The following is an 18,504-nucleotide window of genomic DNA, read 5'->3' on the forward strand; positions in this document are numbered from 1 at the left end:
GCGCGACTTTAGGCGATAGCGGGCCTGCTCAATCCTCGCGCGGCCGCGAGAGCCGGATGAGCAGCATTTCGAGGACCACGCGGGGGTTGAGCTGGCTCCCCCCCTTGACGTCGAGATCGGCCTGGAGGAGGTCGGCCGGGAGCCGATCGACGCGGCTCGGGCCGAGGTGGGTATGCTGGCGGACGACCTGCTGCTCCAGGAACGGCGGGACGCCGGCCGCCTTGCAGGCTTCCGAGACGCTCAGCCTGGCCGCCCGGAGCCGGCCGGCGTTGTAGACGCGGATCAGCGTGGAGGACATCTGTGCCAGCAGCTTGACCGGATGTTCGCCCTTGGCGATCAGGTCGTCCAGCAGTCGGGCCGCCTGCTCGCCCCGTCCTTCGGTGGCCGCGTTGACGACGTCCCAGATTTCCTCGATGCGCCCGGCCTCGACGAATCGGGCGACGTCCTCGCGGCGGATCTCGCCGACGTGGGCCGTGGCGATCGCCAGCTTCTCGACCTCCGCGACAAGGATCCCCAGCTCGGGCCCGACCAGTTCCAGCAGGAGCTTCGCCGCGTCCGGTCCCAATTTCGACTCGGCCCTCGTCGCGTAGGCGGGGAGCCAGCGGATCAGGTCGGACTCGCTCGGGCTCGAACAGTCGATCGGCAGCCCCGCCTTGGCCGCCGACTTGGCGAGCCTCGTGTTGCTGGGCCACGTGCGGACGGCCAAGATCAGGCATCCCGAAGAGCTGGGGGCGTCGACGTAGGCCTCCAGCTCCTTGCGATACGCGGTCACGAACGGGTCCGCCTCCTCGACGAGGGCCACCCGGCGCTTCGAGAAGAACGGCAGCGTGCGCAGCTCGTCGACGACGTCCGCGAGCTTCGCCGAGGCTCCCTCGAACCGCACCACGCCGACGTCCGCCTCGTCGCCGGGGATCTCCTCCCGGATCGACCGCCGGATGGCCTCCCGGCGCAGGTAGGCGTCGTCGCCGTACACGACGTAGACGGGCCTTCCGCCCGGTCCCGAGGCTTGCTTCAACCAGTCCAGGCCCCTCATCGCACCTCCCGAACGCACCGCGTCCGATCCCCCCGCATCCTGCCAGATTCCCGCACCGCTGACGAGAGCGGTCGGCCCGCGACGGATTCCGCCGGAATCACCTTGACCGCGATTGGACGAGATATACAATCGATTGAAACGCTCGTTTGAAACCCATGTTTTAGACGCTTCAGGGACGAATGGCCATTCCGGACACGACGAAGGCGCGACTGGTTGAGGCGGCGGGGCGGGAGTTCGCCGAGAAGGGTTTCGAACTGGCCCGGATCAGGACGATCTGCGACCGGGCCGGGGCGAACCTGGCGGCGGTGAACTACCACTTCGGCGACAAGGAGCAGCTCTACCGGGCCGTGCTGCTGGAGGCGTACAAGCGGCGAAGCTCGGTGGTGACCCCGACGATCGGCGACGTCCCCCCGGCGGAGAAACTTCGGGCGTTCATCCGCTTCTTCTTCGAGCAGGTGGTGGCCGGCTCCGACGAGGACACGTGGCAGGCCCAGCTCATCATGCGGGAGATCTTCTCCCCCACCTCGGCGCTCGACGCGGTGATCCAGGAGTGGATCCGTCCGCGGTTCGAGCTGCTGAAGTCGATCGTGCGGGAGATCCGCCCGGAGGCCGACGACCGCCGGCTGAACGTGCTCTGCTTCAGCATCGTCGGCCAGTGCCTCATGTACCGGATGACTCGCGAGGTGACGGGAAGGCTGATCGGCCCGGAGGGTTTGGGGCGGCTCGACATCGCCTATCTCGCCGACCACGTCGCGACGTTCTCGCTCGCGGCGCTGGGCCTCGGGCCCCCGGCGGGGCGGGACGCGGATCCGCGAGCATAAGGATCACGGCATGAACTGGATCGCGATCAAGATGCTGGTGGGCGACCGGGCCAAGTTCGCGGGGATCGTGATCGGCCTGACGTTCGCGGCCGCCCTGATCACGCAGCAGGGCTCGATCTTCTGCGGCCTGATGCTCCGCACCTGCGCCTTGATCTCGGACGTCACCGGGGCGGACCTCTGGGTGATGGACCCGGGCGTCCGGTTCGTCGACGACGTGAAGCCGATGCTGGAGAACAACCTGGACCGGGTCCGGGGGGTGACCGGCGTGAAATGGGCCGTCCCGCTCTACAAGGGCAACGGCCGGGCGAAGCTGATCTTCGACCCCGACGAGCTGAAGGCCAAGACGTACCCGGCCGAGGCGCTGGCCCGCGAGCGCGCCGAGGCGGCGAGGTCGGGGTCGCCGGCGAACGTCTTCACGAAGGTCCTGGACCTTTTCGCGCCCTCATCCGGCGACTTCTCGACGCCGCCGCCGCGCTGGTACGACCCCGCCGAAGTCAACGTGGTCGAGTCCGTAAACCTGATCGGGGTCGACGACTCGTCGATGGTCGGCGCGCCGCCGGACGGGCCGATGATCGGCGAGGGCGCGAAGGGCCGCATGTGGGTCGGCGGGCTCGCCGACCTGCGCCGGCCCGAGTCGATCATCGTCGACCGCGTCGGCCTGAGGAAGCTCTTCCCGGGCTGCCACCTGGAAGACCCGTTCGACGACCCGCCCGAGAGCGAGCGGGCCTACGCCGATCGGCTGCGGGCCTTCGTCCGGGCGGCCCCCGAGATCGAGATGAACGACCATCGCGCCGTGATCGTGGGGGTCTGCGAGGCGACGCGGACGTTCCAGTCGAACCCGGTCGTCTACACGCTGTACAGCCGGGCCAAGCGGTTCATGCCGATGGAGCGGAAGATGCTCACGTTCATCCTGGCCCAGACGGCCGACGACGGGGCCGGCCGTAAGCTGTCGGCCGGGGTCGTCGCCGAGCGGATCCGCCGCGACACGGGGCTGGGGTCGTGGACGAGCGAGAACTTCATGTTCCGCACGATCAAGTACTACCTGATCTACACCGGGATCCCGATCAACTTCGGCATCACGGTGTTCCTCGGCTTCCTGGTCGGAACGGCCATCGCCGGCCAGACGTTCTACAACTTCACGATCGAGAACATCAAGCAGTTCGGCTCGCTCAAGGCGATGGGGGCGTCGAACGGGCGGATCGTCTCGATGATCCTCCTGCAAGCGGCCGTGGTGGGGGCGATCGGCTACGGGATCGGCGTGGGGCTCTCCACGCTCTTCGGCTTCAAGACGCTCGACCGCTGGGGCAACCCCACCGAGCTGGCGTACTTCACCCCCTGGCAGCTCCTGCCGATCACGGCGGCGGCCATCCTCTTTATCTGCGTCCTGGCGAGCCTGGTGAGCGTCCAGCGGGTGGTCCGACTGGAACCGGCCGTCGTCTTCCGGAGCTGATTCGCCATGTCCGTCGCGACTTCAACGGCGGTCGACGAGACGGCCCGGGGCGGGACGATCGCCGTCCGCGTGCGGGGGCTGTCCAAGGGCTTCGGCTCGGGCGAGCAACGCGTCGTCGCCCTGGACAAGGTCGACCTCGACGTCTACGCCGGCCGGATGTCGCTGATCGTCGGCCCGTCGGGATGCGGCAAGACGACGCTGCTGTCGGTGATCGCCGGCATCCTCAACGCCGACGAGGGCGAGGTCGCCGTCTTCGGCGAGACGATCACGCGGATGGGCGATCGCGCCAAGACGCGGTTCCGCGCCCGTCGGATCGGCTTCGTCTTCCAGCAATACAACCTCTTGCCCGCGCTCACGGCGGCCGAGAACGCCTCGATCCCCCTCGTGATCGCCGGCTGGCGCAAGGGCCCGGCGGTCGCCCGTGCGGCCGAGGTGCTCACGTCGATCGGCATGGGCAAGAAGGTGGACAGCCTGCCGTCGCAGCTCTCCGGAGGGCAGATGCAGCGGGTGGCGATCGCCCGGGCGCTCGTCCACGACCCCCAGCTGCTCGTCTGCGACGAGCCGACGGCCGCGCTCGACCACGAGACCGGGCTGACCGTGATGGAACTGCTCCGCGAGGCGGCGGTCCGGCCCGACCGAGCCGTGGTCGTCGTCACCCACGACAACCGCGTCTTCCACTTCGGCGACCGGATCGCCCACATGGACGACGGCCGGGTCGTCAAGATCGAGGATCGCGACCCCAGCCTCTCCGCCGCCTGACGGCCGCGACTTTACGGGACCACGAACATGTTCATGCGAATCGTTCTGCCGATCGTCGCCCTGCTGGGAATCGCGCTGGCGGTCCGCAGCGTCGTGCCCTACAACCTGACCATGGAGTCGGGCCGGCCGGTGTTCAAGAGCAAGGTCCCGCCCCCCTCGAAGCCGCTGCTGCCGCCGCCCGAACGGCCCTCGCGGTTCCAGGCGAGCGTCCACGGCATGGGGCTGGTGGAAGCCCAGCGCGAGAACATCCCGATCGGGACGCCGGTCCCGGGCGTGGTCATGGAAGTGTACGTCGACGGCCGCCCGAGCTACGACCCGCCCCACAAGTGGGTCGGCGATCGGATCAAGAAGGGCGAGCCCCTCTTCCGCATCGACGGCCGCGACCTCGAGGCCGAGCTGACGGCGCGCGAGGCGACGCTGGCCGCCGCCGAGGCCCAGCTTCATCGGCTGGAAGGGATGCCCCGCGCCGAGGACCTGCCCCCCGCCCAGGCCGCACTCGAAGAGGCCGAGGCCAAGCTGCTCGACGCCGAGGCGGCCTTCGGGCGCAGCTCCCAGCTCTACCAGCGGAACATGCTCTCGGCCAGCGACTACGACCGCGACCGCTACACGAAGTTCGCCGCCAAGGCCGCCGTCGACCGCGCCAAGGCCGACCTGGAGAAGCTCCAGGCGGGCGCATGGAAGGAGGATCTGCAGGTCCAGCGCGCGGCGGTCCTCCAGGCCCGCAGCCAGGTCGACAGCACGCGGATCCTGATCGAGCGGCTGACCGTGCGCGCCCCCGTCGACAGCGAGATCCTGCAGGTCAACGTCCGGCCCGGCCAGATCGCGACCATGGCCTGGAAGGAGCCGATGGTCGTCCTCGGCGAGGTCGACCGGCTCCACGTCCGGGTGGACATCGACGAGAACGACCTCCCGCGCTTCCGCGAAGGCGTCCCCGGCGTCGCCACGCTCAAGGGCCGCACCGACCCCGAGTTCCCATTGAAGTTCGTGCGGATCGAGCCCTACGTCATCCCCAAGAAGAGCCTGACCGGCGACAATTCCGAACGCGTCGACACCCGGGTCCTCCAGGTCATCTACGCGCTCCCCGACAACCCGCCGTCCAAGGTCTACGTCGGCCAGCAGATGGACGTCTTCCTCGACCTGGGCGAGCGATCCGCCGCCTCGGGGCCGGAACCCGCCCGCCCGTGACCGCCGGGCCGCGGCCGGCGGTTCATTTATCGGTTTCGGCCTTGGGGAGCTTGGCGGCGACGACCCGGAACTTCACCGAGGCGGTGACGGTCGCCTTCTCGAGGTTCTCGTCGCGGAGGATCATGTCGTACTCATACTCGCCCGGGGGCAGGCCCTTCAGGGAGAACGTGTTGCTGATGTAGAGGTTCCGCGGCGGCGTCTTCGAGACGGCCTCGTAGTCGAGGAGCTTCTCCTTGCGGAGGAGGACCTTCTTCTTCCCCAGGGCGCGGATCTGGCCGTCCTGGGTGAAGTGGGCCGCGTAGTCCTCGCCCTTGCGGACGATCGCGTAGTTCTTGGGGCGGAAGTAGACGAGGAGCTTCTCGTCGCTCGTCTGCTCGGCCTCGGGCCGCTCCTCGTAGTCCTCGTACCCCTCGATCGACTGGCAGACGACCTGCCCCTCGATCCGCAAGGACATCTCGGGCTCGGTGGCCGCCTTGGGCCGTTCCTGCACCTGGGCCGCGACGGGAGCCGTCACGACGGCGAGGCCGGCGAGGATCATCCATCGGGCGAGCGTCGAGGCCATGCGATCCTCCGCGCGACGAACTCTGTGGGACCTCCCCGGTCCACGCTAACCGACCTCCCAGGCCTCGTCAAACGGGGCCCGAAACGGACCCCGCCGCCCCCGCGTGGGGCGAGGGACGGCCGGGTCATGAGCCTGGGCGGGCCCCGCATCGATGCGGGGCGGCGGGCGCTTCGTCACCAGATCCGGACGCGTTCCTGGGGGGGCAGCCAGAGCTTGTCCCCTTCCTTGAGGTCGAACGTCGCGTAGAACTCGGGCAGGTTGCGGAGCACCCCGTTGCAGCGGAATTCGGCCGGCGAGTGGGGGTCGAGGGTCAGCCGGCGGGAGAGCTCGGCGTCGCGGATCTTGCCGCGCCAGGCCTGGGCCCAACCCAGGAAGAACCGCTGGTCGCCGGTCAGGCCGTCGATCACCGGGGCCTCCTTGCCGGCGAGCGACCGCTTGTAAGCCTTGTAGGCGATCGTGAGGCCGCCCAGGTCGCCGATGTTCTCGCCGATCGTCAGGGCCCCGTTGACCTTCTGCCCGGGGAGCTGCTTGGGCTCGAAGCCGCCGTACTGCTCGATGAGCTTCTGGGCGCGGGCGTCGAACTCCTTGCGGTCGGCGTCGGTCCACCAGTTCACCATGTTGCCGTCGCCGTCCGACTTCGAACCCTGGTCGTCGAAGCCGTGGCCGATCTCGTGGCCGATGACCGCGCCGATGGCCCCGTAGTTCACGGCGTCGTCGGCATCCAGGTCGAAGAACGGCGGCTGGAGGATGGCGGCCGGAAAGACGATCTCGTTGAGCGTCGGGTTGTAGTAGGCGTTGACCGTGTGCGGCGTCATCCCCCATTCGCTGCGGTCGATGGGCTTGCCGAGCTTGGCGAAGTCGCGGTCGTTCTCGAAGGCGTCGGCGCGGCGGACGTTGCCTAGCAGGTCGTCGGGCTTGATCTCCAGCTTCGAGTAGTCGCGCCACTTGTCGGGGTAGCCGATCTTCGGGTTGAACTTGCCCATCTTGTCGATGGCCTTGGCCCTGGTTTCGGGGCTCATCCATTCGAGCGAGCCGATGTCCTCGCGATAGGCGGCGATCAGGTTGTCGACCAGGCCCTTCATCCGCGACTTGGCGGCGGGCGGGAAGTGCTTCTCGACGTAGAGCTTGCCGACGGCCTCGCCCAGAGAGCCCGAGACCAGGCCGACGCCGCGCTTCCAGCGGGGGCGCAGCTCAGGCGTGCCCGAGAGGGTCTTGCCGAAAAACGCGAAGTCCTCGTCGACGAACGGCTTGCTCAGGTACTGGGCCGCGTCGTGGATCAGCCGCCAGCGGAGCCAGGTCTTCCAGCGGTCGAGCTGGACCTCTTCGACCAGCTTGGAGGCGGCCGCGAAGAAGTCGGGCTGGGCGACGACCATCTCGTCGAGCTTGGGCGCCCCCAGGCCCTCGAACCAGGTCTTCCAGTCGATGGCGGGGGCGAGCGTCTCCAGCTCGGCGAACGTCTTCTTGTTGTAGCTGAGGGTCCGGTCCCGGCGCTTCACGCGGTCCCAGTGGTTCTTGGCGATCGCCGTCTCCAGCTCCAGCACGGCGGCGGCCTCGGCCGGGGCGTCGGGCACGCCCGCGAGCGTCAGCATCCTGGCGACGTGGGCGACGAACTTGTCGCGGATCTCCTGCTGCTTGGGGTCGCGGTAATACGACTCGTCGGGGAGGCTGATGCCCCCCTGCCCCATGTAGGTGACGTACTGGTCGGACTTCTTGGCGTCGACGGAGACGCCGGCGCCGAACAGGCCGCCCGCGCCCTGGCGCTGGAGCTGGCCGAGGAGCGCGATCAGGCCCTTCTTGTCGGTGAGGGCTTCGACGCGGGCGAGGTCGGCGGCGAGGGGCTTGACGCCCAGCTCGTCGGCCCGGGCCTCGTCCAGAAAGCTCCTGTAGAGGTCGCCGACCTTGCGCGCCTCGGAGCCGGCGGGCGCGTCAGCCTTCTGGGTCTCCTCGACGATGGCCCGGATGGCGGCGTCGCTCTCGTCGATGAGCTGGTCGAACGTCCCCCAGCGCGACTTGTCGGGCGGGATCGCGGTCCGCTCCATCCAGCCGCCGTTGACGTAGCGGAAGAAGTCGTCCTGGGGGCGCACCGACTTGTCGAAGCCGGTCGGGTCGACCCCCGAGCGGAGCGGGGCCGGGTCGTCGGCCCGGGCCGCGGGCGAGACGGCGGCGGCCGCCGCCAGGATGAGGGCGAGGCGGGGTCCTGAGCGCTGGAACACGCGGATGGTCCTTCCCTGATGAGGATTCGAAAGCGAGACGCCCGCGCCCGGCGGGGCCGGGCCCGGGCGCGCGGCCGGAGCCTTTAGGTTCGGGGATGCGGGCGGCGAAATCAAGGCGACTGGGCCGCCCGCTCGGCCCGCGTCACTTCTTGGGGTCGAGGTTCTGCTTCAGCTCTTCGGGCGTGACCTCGGAGGCGACGCCGCCGGCGGGGACGTCGAGGCCGGCCGTCCAGAGGATGGCGTTGAGGTTGAGCTTGCGGAAGTTCGGGTCGCCCCAGTTGGCGTGGGCGTGGCCGCCGGTGAATCCGTATCCCCGGCCGCCGTCGGGCCGCTCGACGACCCAGGCGAGGACCTCGGGGCGGCCCTTGGCATCCTGAATATGCTTGTAGGGGCCGGCCGGCGACGTGTGCGAGCTGTCGCGGGTGGCGTCGTCCGGCTTGGCGACGAGAATCGGTGTCACCCCCTTCATCTCCGGGCGGAAGCGGATGTTGTAGTACCACTCGTCGACCACGGCGAACGGCTTCACGCCGCGGGCGATCGGGTGGTCGGGCAGGCTCTCGATGGCGGCCTTCCAGTGGGGGTTGGTCGAGAAGGCCGTCTCGTAGTAGCCGCCGATCCAGTCGAGGAACTTGTCGCCGGGCTCGCCCTTGGGGACCTCGACGCCGTAGTGCATGAAGCCGAGGCCGACGCCCTTCTCGGCGAGTTTCTGGAGCTTGGCCGGGTGGTCGCCCTGGATGGCGGGATGGCCGCCGCCGCCGTCCATGAAGAAGATCAGGGCCCTGACGCCGTCGAAGACGGACTCGTCCTTGGGCCAGCCGCCGGCGACGACCACGGGCTCGACGCCCGGGACCTCGGCCAGGCATTTGGCGAGCAGCTTGCAGCCGGCGTTGAACTCGTGGTCGCCGGGGCCGTGGCTGGGCCGGCCGGCGATCAGGACGATCTTGGTCGGGTCCGCGGCCTCGGCCCTCGCGACGAAGGTCGCCGCGAGGAGGAGGGCCGCGAGGCCGACGAAGCGATACCGCGTCATGGGGCGTCCTCGACTGGGTGTCTCAAGGGGGGGGAATCGTGGAGGGGCGTCGGCGGGGCTCGCCGACGGGCTGCGAAAGGAAAAGGGCGGGGCGCCGGGAGGAAGTCCTCGCGACGCCCCGCCCCATCGTCGGTGGTCAGGCGATTCGGGGCGGCCGGGGCCGTCCGAGAGAGGTCAGATCAGCTCGGTGACGCCCGGCCGGGGGAACTCGGGCTCCGCCATGCTCCCCTTCATGTCGAGCGACTTGGGGAAGGTGTCGAGCTTGGACTCGAGCGCCTGCTCCCACGTCACGGCCTGGCCGGTGTAGGCCGACATCCGGCCCATGATCGCGGTGAGGGTGCTCTCGGCGACCTGCTTCAGCTCGTTGAGCGGCTGGCCGGCGACGATGCTCTCCAGCAGGTGGGTGTGCTCGTGGACGTAGGCGTTGCCGTCCTGCACGCGGACCCGTTCCTTGTTGGCGCCCGAGAAGCGGTAGCCGCCGCTCTGGAACCGGCCCTTGGTGCCGACGATCGTCTCGGAGACGTTGTTCTCGCAGCCGGGGATCTGGCGGCACATCGACATCAGGTGGACGTCGTTGGGGTACTCGTAGTCGACGGCGAAGTGGTCGTAGCTCTGGCCCAACTCCGGCCCGGCTAGCGTCTGCCGGCCGCCCATGCCCACGGCGCGGACGGGGTGGGCGCCGATGGCCCAGTTGGCCACGTCGAGGTTGTGGACGTGCTGCTCGACGATGTGGTCGCCGCAGAGCCAGACGAAGTGGTACCAGTTGCGGAGTTGGTACTCGACGTCGCTCCAGCTCGGCTGCCGCTTGTTGGCCCAGATGGCGCCCTGGTTCCAGTAGACCTGGCCGCCGTTGATCTCGCCGATGGCGCCGTCGTGGATCCGCTTCATGCTCTCGAGGTAGCCGGGCTGGTGGCGGCGCTGGGTGCCGACGACGACGGAGAGCTTCTTGGCCTTGGCCTCCTCGGCGGCGGCGATGACCCGGCGGATGCCGGTGCCGTCGACGGCCACGGGCTTCTCGGCGAAGAGGTGCTTGCCGGCCTTGACCACGGCCTCGATGTGGCCGGGGCGGAAGCCGGGAGGCGTGGCGAGGATCACGAGGTCGCAGCAGTCGATGACCTTCTTGTAGGCGTCGAGGCCCACGAAGCAGCGGTCGTCGGCGACGTCGTACTTCTCCTTCGAGTTCTGGCTGTTCTTGACGCTCTCGCGACAGTTCTTGAGGTGGTCCTCGAAGATGTCGCCCAGGGCGTGGATCTTGATGTTGTAGGTGGTGCCGGCCGCCTCGCAGATGTTGTCGGCGGCGCCGGTGCCCCGTCCTCCGCAGCCGACGACGCCGACCTTGATGACGTCGTTGCCGCGGGCGTGGGCGTTGCTCATGAGGCCGAGGCCCGCGGCGGCCGCGGACGAGGTTTTCAGGAAGGTGCGACGATTGGGACCGGTCATGATTCGACGACTCCGGGGGGAAGGGGTAGGCGGGACGCAGCCGGCCTCACGTGGTCGGGCGACGTCTCCGCCCCGGACTGAAGGTTGCCACTCGCTACGATCTGGACTCTCGATGGGATGAGGACTCCGATCGGGATCGCAAGGCGGGCCTCAGCGGGTCCCCTTGCCCTTGACCACGAGCGACTTGAGCCCCTTGAGGGACTCCTGCTCGTTCAGAGGGCGGACGACGCGGAAGCCGACGAAGGTGGCGTCGGTGTGCCACCAGATGCTCTGGGGACGCTGGGGATCCTGCACGCTCCACTCCAGGTCCGACCCGCGTCGGGCCGCGCTGCGGAGCTTCTCGGCGTCGTCGTCCCACGAGCCGCCCCGGACCACGTAGGAATACTCCTTGGCGGTGGGGGGGGCGAACGGCTCGAGCGTGGGCTTGTCGCCGGCGAACTGCTTGTAGAAGTCGGGGACGTAGTGGTCCAGGCACCACTCGGCGACGTTGCCGTGGATGTCGTAAAGGCCCCAGGGGTTGGGCTTCTTCTTGCCGACCGGCTGGGGCTTCTCGGCGTTCTCGACGTACGAGGCGTATTCCTCGAGCCCGGCGGGATCGTCGCCGAAGAAGTAGGCCGTCTTGGTCCCGGCGCGGCAGGCGTACTCCCACTCGGCCTCGGTCGGCAGGCGGTAGACGAGGCCCGTCTTCTCGGAGAGCCAGCGGCAGTATTCCATGGCCGAGTGGTGGGTGATGCAGATGGCCGGCTGGTTCTTGTGGCCGTAGCCGAAGGTCATGTCGGCGTAGGGCGGGGTCGGCCGCGTCACCGCGTCGGCCTTCATCTCGGTCGCGACCTGGTTCTTGAGGTCGACGCCCTCGCGGGTCTTCTTCTTGAGGTCGAGCGAGAAGCAGAAGAGATCGTATTCGTCCCAGGTGACCTCGCGGGCGCCCATCCAGAACGGGGCGATGGCGACGGGGTGCTGGGGGCCCTCGTCCTCGCCGCGCTTCTCCTCGGAATCGGGGCTGCCCATCAGGAACTGGCCGCCGGGGATCGGCACCAGGTCGAACTTCACGTCGGTCCCGGGGATGGCCTGGTTGTAGGCCTTCATCTCGGCTTCGGTCTTGACGACGGGGGCCTGGGCCGCGGCCGGGCCGGACCAGGCCCAGCAGAAGGCGAGGGCCAGGGCCACGGCGAGGCGGGGGGCGTGCGTCGAGCGGCTCACTTTGATATGCTCCAGCAGGTCGAGTTCCGACCGAGACGCGCGCTCGGACGGCGAATGGGGATCGTCAGGGGGGGATACCGTGGCTCCGTCACCCATGAGCGTTCGCCTGAGCGCTTTGGTCCTGGTTTCGACTCTCGTCGGTTCGGGGTCGGCGGGCGAGCTTGGGCGTTTCGAGTTCGTCGAGACGCACATGGGAAGCTCGTTCAAGATTCTTTTATACTCCACCGACGAAACCGCCGCCAGACGCGCGTCCCGCGCCGCGTTCGATCGCATCGCCCGGCTCGACGCGGTGCTCAGCGACTATGACGTCGACAGCGAACTCTCCCGGCTCTCGGCGGCCTCCGGCGGCCCCCCAGTCGCGGTCGGCCCCGAGCTGTTCGACGTGCTGGAGAGATCCAGATATTGGTACGACAGGACCGAAGGGCGCCTCGATCCGACGATCGCGCCCGTGGGCCGATTGTGGCGCCGCGCCCGCCGCGAGCGCAAGCTCCCCGAGCCCGACAAGCTCGCCGAGGCCCTGCCGCTCGTGGGCATGGACAAGCTGGTCCTCGACCCCGCGGCCCGGACCGTCCGGCTGACGAAGTCCGGCATGAAGCTCGACGTCGGCGGCATCGCCAAGGGCTACGCCTCGCAGGCGGCGATCGACGTGCTCCGCGCCCAGGGGATCGACCGGGCCCTGGTCGCCGGCGCGGGCGACATCGCCGTCTCCGGCCCGCCGCCCGACGCCCCGGGCTGGACGATCGGCGTCGCCACGCTGGAGCCCTCGAAGACCGAGCCCGAGATCTACCTGTCGCTCAAGGCCCAGGCCGTCTCCACCTCGGGAGACGCCGAGCGTTTCGTCGTCATCGACGGCCGCCGGTATTCTCACATCATCGACCCGAAGACCGGCCGGGCGATCGAGGACCGCGCCAGCGTGACCGTCGTCGCCCCCGACGGCGCGACGGCCGACGCGCTGGAGACCACGGCCTACATGCTCGGGCCCGAGAAGGGCCTGGCCCTGATCGACTCGGTCCCCGGCGCGGCGGGCGTCTTCACCCGCGAGACGCCCGAGGGCCTCCGGCGGTACGAGTCGTCCCGGTTCAAGGACGTGCCTCGAGCCCGGCCTCGACCCGCTCCCTGAGCAGGTTGCGGATCTCTTCCAGGAGCATCTGGTCCTTGGTCAGCGCGGGCGTCGGCTTCGCCGCCTCCTCCTTGCTGTTCCTCGTCAGCCAGCCCAGGAACTTGACGACGAAGACGAAGAGGGCCGCGGCCACGATCAGGAAATTGACGATCTCGGCGAGGAACTGGCCGTAGGGGATCGTCTTGCCGTCGATCGTCCAGGCCCAGTGCTGATAGCCCTGGTCGGCGGGCAGGAAGACCCCCAGAACGGGCATGATGATATTCTTGACCAGCGAGTCGACGATCTTGCCGAAGGCCGTGCCCACCACCACGCCCACCGCCAGGTCCACGACGTTTCCCTTGAACGCGAACTTCTTGAACTGTTCCAGCAGCGACCAGACCTCTCTGGTGGGGTCGATGTTTTTCAGTCCCATGCCGACTCCTCCTGTATCGGGTTGGTGAATCCGGCCGACAGGGATCGCACATGACGTGCCGGCCGGGCGGCGGCGTCCTTGCGGGAGGCGGCGGGCGCGGCTATATCTGGTGACGGCGGCGTCCCACCGACCGACGCGCCGCCTCCCCCCGGATCCGCCCTCACCCCGCGCGACCTGGCGACGCCGCCACCTCCCGCCCCGCGAGGGCCCCTCCCCCCCTGGAGGCCCATCGTGCCACGCTCCTCGCTCGCCTTGAGAATCCCCGCGTTCGCGTTCGTTGTCGCCGTGACCGCCGGCCCGGCCCTCGCAGACGGCTACACGCGGCTCGCCCCCGCGGCCGTCAAGGCGGTCGCCTCCTCGCCGGCCTTCCCGGGCGATTACGGTGCCGAGAACCTCCTCAAGCCGACGCCGTCCGCCGGCTGGGGCCTACATCCCGAGTACGCCTCGCACGCGGCCGGCGCGGCGACGTTCGTCGACTTCGACTTCGGCGCGCCGACCGCCGTCGGGGCCTTCCGCCACATCCAGCGCCGGACCCCGGACGTCGTCGCCGAGGCCGACCTCGTCTTCAGCGACGTGCCCGACTTCTCGAAGGAACTGGCCCGGGTCGCGATCCACCACCAGCCCCATCCGGGGGCGACGACCACTTCGGCCTTCGCGCCCGTCCGCGCCCGCTACGTCCGCTGGCAGGTGAAGGCCCTGATCCCGGGCAGCTCGCCCAACGTCGGCGGCCAGAGCGTCGAGTTCTTCTCTGTCGCAGGGACCGACCCGAAGCCGACGCAGCTCGGCGTCGAGGCCAAGGCGGACGCCATCCTCCCGAAGACGCCCGCCGGCGTCGTGCAGACGCTCCAGGTCGCGATCGCGTGTCCCTACGTCGAGCCGGTCCAGGCGACGTTGAGGGTCGCAGGGTGCGAGCCCCGGCCGGTCGACCTGGCCTTCGGCCGTCGCGTGGAGTCCTTCCCGATCCCGGCGGCCGACTCCGCCCGCACGATCCAGGTCGCGATCGAGGCCGGCGGCGAGGCCGTCGCCTCGCGAACGGTCGACCTCCCGCCCGTTCGGCCGCTGACGATCTACGTCCTGCCCCATTCGCACACCGACGTCGGCTACACCGGGATCCAGTCGGACATCGAGGAGAAGCAGGTGAACAACCTGCTCCAGGGGATGGCCGAGGCACGCCGGACCGCCGACTTCCCCGAGGGCGCCCGCTTCGTCTGGAACGTCGAGGGCACCTGGGTCGCCAAGATCTTCCTGGAGCGGCTCGGCGAGGCCGAACGCGCCGCGTTCGTGAAGGGCGTCCAGGACGGCTCCGTGGGGCTTAACGGCATGCTGCTCAACACGCTGACCGGCCTCTGCCGTCCCGCCGAGCTGCTCCGCCTCTTCCGCGAGGCCGCGAGGCTGGGCGAGTTGACCGGCAAGCCCGTGGATGCGGCCATGATCAGCGACGTCCCGGGCTACACCTGGGGGACCGTCTCGGCCATGAACCAGGCCGGGATCCGCTACTTCTCGGTCGCGCCCAACTTCTTCGACCGGATCGGCGGGATCCTCGCCAACTGGGAGAACAAGCCGTTCTGGTGGGTCGGCCCCGACGGGACCTCGCGCGTGCTCGTCTGGATCCCCCGCAAGGGCTACGCGCTCTCGCACCTCTACCACGAGCCGTCGGAACGGTTCGCCCGCGAGTTCTGCGAGGACCTGGAGCGCCGGGGATACCCCTACGACATCGCCTACATCCGCTGGTCCGGCCTGGGCGACAACGCGACGCCCGACGGGTCGATCTGCGACTTCGTCAAGGACTGGAACGCTACGCACGCCTCGCCCCGATTCGTGATCGCCTCAACGAGCCTCGCCTTCCGCGCGTTCGAGGCGAAGTACGGCGACAAGCTGCCCGAGGTCCGCGGCGACTGGACGGCCTACTGGGAAGACGGCGCGGGCTCCACGGCGGTCGAGATGGCCCTCAACCGCGCCGCGTCCGACCGGCTGGCGCAGGCCGAGGCCCTCTGGGCGATGCTCCAGCCCCGCCGCTTCCCCGCCGCCGAGTTCGACAGGGCGTGGGACGACGTCTTGCTCTTCTCGGAGCACACCTGGGGGGCGCATTGCAGCGTCACGCAGCCGGCGATCCCCTTCACGACCGACCAGTGGGCCATCAAGCAGTCGTTCGCGACGGCCGCGAACCTCCAGTCCCGCAGGCTGCTCGGCCGGGCGGCGATGGGGGCGAACGGCTTCGAACCGGACCCCGCCGTCCGCGGCGACGACGTGGCCGCGCGGGTCAGCCGGATCGACGTCTACAACACCTCGTCCTGGCCTCGAACCGAGGTCGTGTCGATCCCCCGCGAGGTCGCTCCTGCGGGCGACTTCGCGACCGACGACGCCGGCAAGGCCGTCCCGGCGCAACGGCTGGCGAACGACGAGCTGGCGCTCCTGGTGAGCGACCTGCCCCCGTTCTCGGGCCGGCGCTACACGATCCGGGCTCGGGCCGCGGACGCCTCGCCGTCGTCGACGCCTCCCGCCCCGGCCACGGCCGCTGGGGCCGTCCTCGCCAACGACAAGCTCCGCGTCCTCATCGACGAGACGACCGGGGCGATCGCCGAGCTGCGCGCCGAGGGGATCGACGCGAACCTCGTCGATTCGAGCGGGGGGCACGCGCTCAACGACTACCTGTACTTCACCGGCGACGACCCGGCGGCGGCCCGCCGCAACGATCCGGTGACGATCGGCGTGCGGAACAACGGCCCGCTGGTGGCTTCCCTGACGATCGAGTCGACCGCGCCCGGCTGCCACAGGCTCTCGCGCGAGATCCGCCTGGCGGCCGGCTCGGGCCACGTCGAGATGATCAACACCGTCGACAAGAAGCGCCTGGAAGCGGCGAGCTACATGTCGAAGGAAGGCAAGGAGAGCCTGAACTTCGCCTTCCCGTTCCACGTCCCCGGCGGCGAGATCCGGATCGACGCCCCGCTTACCGTATTCCGCCCCGAGGTCGACCAGCTCGCGGGCTCGTGCAAGAACTGGCTGACCGTCGGCCGCTGGGTCGACGTCGCCAACGCCGACTTCGGCGCGACCTGGGCGACGCTCGACGCGCCGCTCGTCCAGCTCGGCGGCCTGACCGCCAACCTGCTGAACTCCCAGGGCGACCCCGCCGTCTGGCGGCAGAAGATCGGGCCCACCCAGGAGGTCGACTCGTGGGCCATGAACAACCACTGGGGGACCAACTACAAGGCGTACCAGGAGGGCCCGGCGGTCTTCCGATACGTCGTCCGCCCCCACAAGGGCCGGGTCGCCGACGCCGAGGCCTCGCGGTTCGCCGTCGCCCTGACCCAGCCCCTGGTGGTCGTCCCGGGCCGAGGCCGCGCGCCGGCGTCCGCCCCCCTGCTCCAGGTCGACCCGCCCGACGTCCTCGTCGCCGAGCTGAAGCCGAGCGACGACGGCCGGGCGATCGTCGTCCGCCTGATGGGGGCCGAGGAGCCGAGGGGCGTCCGCTTGACCTGGGGCCTGACGCCCACGCAGGTCCGCCTGAGCGGTACCGGCGAGCAGCCGAATCAGGAGGTCGGCGACGCGATCACGGTCCCGGCCCGATCCATCATCACCCTGAGGGCCGAGTTTGCGGACTGAGCGCGCGAAGCGACGCCGGGGGAACGCCCCGGCGTCGCTCCTTCGCGGTCGATTCGCCGGCCGGGGTCACTTTCGCTTGTCGATGGGGACGTACTCCGTCTCGTTGGGGCCGGTGTAAATCTGGCGGGGGCGGGCGATCCGGGCCTTGGAGTCGTCGTGCTGTTCCTTCCACTGGGCGATCCAGCCGGGCATGCGGCCGATGGCGAAGATGACCGTGAACATGTTGGTCGGGATGCCGATCGCCCGCATGATGATGCCGCTGTAGAAGTCGACGTTGGGGTACAGCTTGCGTTCGACGAAGTAGGAATCCTCGAGGGCCAGTTCCTCGAGCTGGCGGGCGACGTCGAGCAGCGGGTCGTTGACGCCGAGCTGGCCGAGGACCTTGTCGGCGGCTTGCTTGAGGATCCTGGCGCGGGGGTCGAAGTTCTTGTAGACGCGGTGGCCGAAGCCCATGAGGCGGAAGTCGTCGTTGGGGTCCTTGGCCATCTCGACGGCCTTGGCGGCGCTGATGCCCCCCTTGTGGATGGCCTCGAGCATGTCGAGGACGGCCATGTTGGCCCCGCCGTGGAGCGGCCCCCACAGCGCCCCGACGGCCGCGGCGCACGAGGCGTAGATGTTCGCCTGGCTGGATCCGACCATCCGCACGGTCGACGTGGAGCAGTTCTGCTCGTGGTCGGCGTGCAGCAGCAGGATCAGGTTCAGCGCGTCGACCACCTCGCGCGACGCGATGTGCTGCTCGTAGGGCGTCGAGAACATCATGTGCAGGAAGTTCGCGACGTACGGCAGCTTGAAATCGGGATAGATGAAGGGGAGGCCCATCGACCGCCGGTACGAGTAGGCGGCGATCGTGCGGACCTTGCTGATGAGCTGGGCGGCGTTCTCGAGGAAGTTCTCCTCGGGGCTCTCGGACTCGGCGCCCCGGCGGGGGAAGCAGGCGATCGTGTTGACCATCGCCGAGAGGATGGCCATCGGCGGGGCGTCGACCAGGAAGCCCTCGAAGTGGTGCTTGAACGCCTCGTGGAGCGGGGCGCTGCGGACCAGTCGCTCGCGGAAGTCGTCGAGCTCGGCCTGGGAGGGGAGCCGTCCGAAGATCAAGAGCCAGGCGACCTCGACGAACGTCGAGTTCTTGGCGAGCTGCTCGATCGGGATGCCCCGATAGCGGAGGATGCCCTTCTCGCCGTCGATGAAGGTGATCGCGCTGGTGCAGGCGCCGGTGTTGCCGTAGCCGGGGTCGAGGGTGATCAGGCCGGTCCCGGACCGCAGCTTGGCGATGTCCACCCCCAGCTCCCCTTCGGAGCCTTCCACGACCGGCAACTGGATCGACCGGTCTTCGAACGTCAAGGTCGCAGTCCGCGCCATCGCCTCAATCTCCACGCGGCTTCACCGGCAGGCCCAGCCGCCAAAAGTTCGTCGCAGAACGCACCCGTCGATTCTTTCATTCTACACGCGGTTTTCGACTTGGGAATGATTCGCCGCCGCCGGAAAGTCCCCGCCTTCCGCCCCTTTCGACGCTTGCGCCGGGGGCGACCGGCCCGCCGCGGCCGGCGCCGCCGATCCGGCGGCGAACCGTCTTTACTTTCGCGACGCCGGCGGGCAGAATGACGGTTTGCTGGCGGGGCGCGCGGGGATCGAATTCCGGGTCGAGGGGCCGAGCCGTGTATGAAGAGGCCATCCGAAAAGCC

At 69.4% G+C, this 18,504-nt stretch carries 14 protein-coding genes; 6 read left to right on the top strand and 8 right to left on the bottom strand.

The window, feature by feature from the left end:
* Positions 1–28 precede the first annotated feature (28 nt).
* The gene (gene holA / locus PZE19_RS09295) at positions 29–1,033 is read right to left on the bottom strand and encodes a DNA polymerase III subunit delta (protein ID WP_277860310.1); all 1,005 of its coding nucleotides are present in this window, start codon (positions 1,031–1,033) and stop codon (positions 29–31) included.
* A gap of 179 nt (positions 1,034–1,212) precedes the next feature.
* On the opposite strand from holA, the gene PZE19_RS09300 reads away from it, so the two are divergent.
* Genes PZE19_RS09300 through PZE19_RS09315 form a run of 4 tightly spaced genes read left to right on the top strand, consistent with a single transcriptional unit; the run spans position 1,213 to position 5,248 of the window.
* Positions 1,213–1,854: a CerR family C-terminal domain-containing protein gene (locus PZE19_RS09300; protein ID WP_277860311.1), complete on the top strand. Its 642-nt coding sequence runs from the start codon at positions 1,213–1,215 to the stop codon at positions 1,852–1,854.
* Positions 1,855–1,864: 10 nt separating this feature from the next.
* On the top strand, positions 1,865–3,304 hold the full coding sequence (locus PZE19_RS09305) for an ABC transporter permease (RefSeq protein WP_277860312.1): 1,440 nt from the start codon (positions 1,865–1,867) through the stop codon (positions 3,302–3,304).
* A 6-nt stretch (positions 3,305–3,310) separates the two neighbouring features.
* A complete protein-coding gene (locus tag PZE19_RS09310) occupies positions 3,311–4,063 on the top strand; it encodes an ABC transporter ATP-binding protein (protein ID WP_277860313.1) in 753 nt (250 codons plus the stop codon).
* 33 nt (positions 4,064–4,096) lie between these two features.
* Complete coding sequence (locus PZE19_RS09315) at positions 4,097–5,248, top strand: HlyD family secretion protein (RefSeq protein ID WP_277860314.1); 1,152 nt, start codon at positions 4,097–4,099, stop codon at positions 5,246–5,248.
* Between the two features lie 22 nt (positions 5,249–5,270).
* Here the strand turns inward: PZE19_RS09315 and PZE19_RS09320 are convergent, their stop codons facing one another.
* From PZE19_RS09320 to PZE19_RS09340, 5 genes are all read right to left on the bottom strand, one after another.
* Positions 5,271–5,810, bottom strand: a complete 540-nt coding sequence (locus PZE19_RS09320) for a hypothetical protein (RefSeq protein WP_277860315.1) — start codon at positions 5,808–5,810, stop codon at positions 5,271–5,273.
* Positions 5,811–5,983: 173 nt separating this feature from the next.
* Positions 5,984–7,987 (bottom strand): M13 family metallopeptidase, encoded by a 2,004-nt coding sequence (locus tag PZE19_RS09325; RefSeq protein ID WP_303652567.1) that lies wholly within the window; start codon positions 7,985–7,987, stop codon positions 5,984–5,986.
* A 178-nt stretch (positions 7,988–8,165) separates the two neighbouring features.
* The gene (locus PZE19_RS09330) at positions 8,166–9,050 is read right to left on the bottom strand and encodes a ThuA domain-containing protein (protein WP_277860317.1); all 885 of its coding nucleotides are present in this window, start codon (positions 9,048–9,050) and stop codon (positions 8,166–8,168) included.
* Positions 9,051–9,224: 174 nt separating this feature from the next.
* Positions 9,225–10,490, bottom strand: coding sequence for a Gfo/Idh/MocA family oxidoreductase (locus tag PZE19_RS09335; RefSeq protein WP_277860318.1), 1,266 nt, complete (start codon positions 10,488–10,490; stop codon positions 9,225–9,227).
* A 150-nt stretch (positions 10,491–10,640) separates the two neighbouring features.
* On the bottom strand, positions 10,641–11,690 hold the full coding sequence (locus PZE19_RS09340) for a formylglycine-generating enzyme family protein (RefSeq protein ID WP_277860319.1): 1,050 nt from the start codon (positions 11,688–11,690) through the stop codon (positions 10,641–10,643).
* 190 nt (positions 11,691–11,880) lie between these two features.
* Here PZE19_RS09340 and PZE19_RS09345 point away from each other — a divergent pair, with 190 nt between their 5' ends.
* Positions 11,881–12,810, top strand: a complete 930-nt coding sequence (locus tag PZE19_RS09345; protein ID WP_277860320.1) for an FAD:protein FMN transferase — start codon at positions 11,881–11,883, stop codon at positions 12,808–12,810.
* On the opposite strand, the gene mscL is transcribed toward PZE19_RS09345, so the two are convergent.
* Positions 12,770–13,180: a large conductance mechanosensitive channel protein MscL gene (gene mscL / locus PZE19_RS09350; RefSeq protein ID WP_368411287.1), complete on the bottom strand. Its 411-nt coding sequence runs from the start codon at positions 13,178–13,180 to the stop codon at positions 12,770–12,772. The two genes, PZE19_RS09345 and mscL, sit on opposite strands and share 41 nt — an antisense overlap.
* 273 nt (positions 13,181–13,453) lie before the next feature.
* Between mscL and PZE19_RS09355 the strand changes: the two genes are divergently transcribed.
* Entirely contained in the window at positions 13,454–16,822 is a 3,369-nt protein-coding gene (locus PZE19_RS09355; RefSeq protein WP_277860322.1) for a glycoside hydrolase family 38 N-terminal domain-containing protein, read from the top strand.
* 66 nt (positions 16,823–16,888) lie between these two features.
* On the opposite strand, the gene PZE19_RS09360 is transcribed toward PZE19_RS09355, so the two are convergent.
* A complete protein-coding gene (locus PZE19_RS09360) occupies positions 16,889–18,181 on the bottom strand; it encodes a citrate synthase (RefSeq protein WP_277860323.1) in 1,293 nt (430 codons plus the stop codon).
* Positions 18,182–18,504 lie beyond the last annotated feature (323 nt).

Origin of the sequence: Paludisphaera mucosa, assembly GCF_029589435.1 — a bacterium.
Taxonomy (GTDB): Bacteria; Planctomycetota; Planctomycetia; order Isosphaerales; family Isosphaeraceae; genus Paludisphaera; species Paludisphaera mucosa.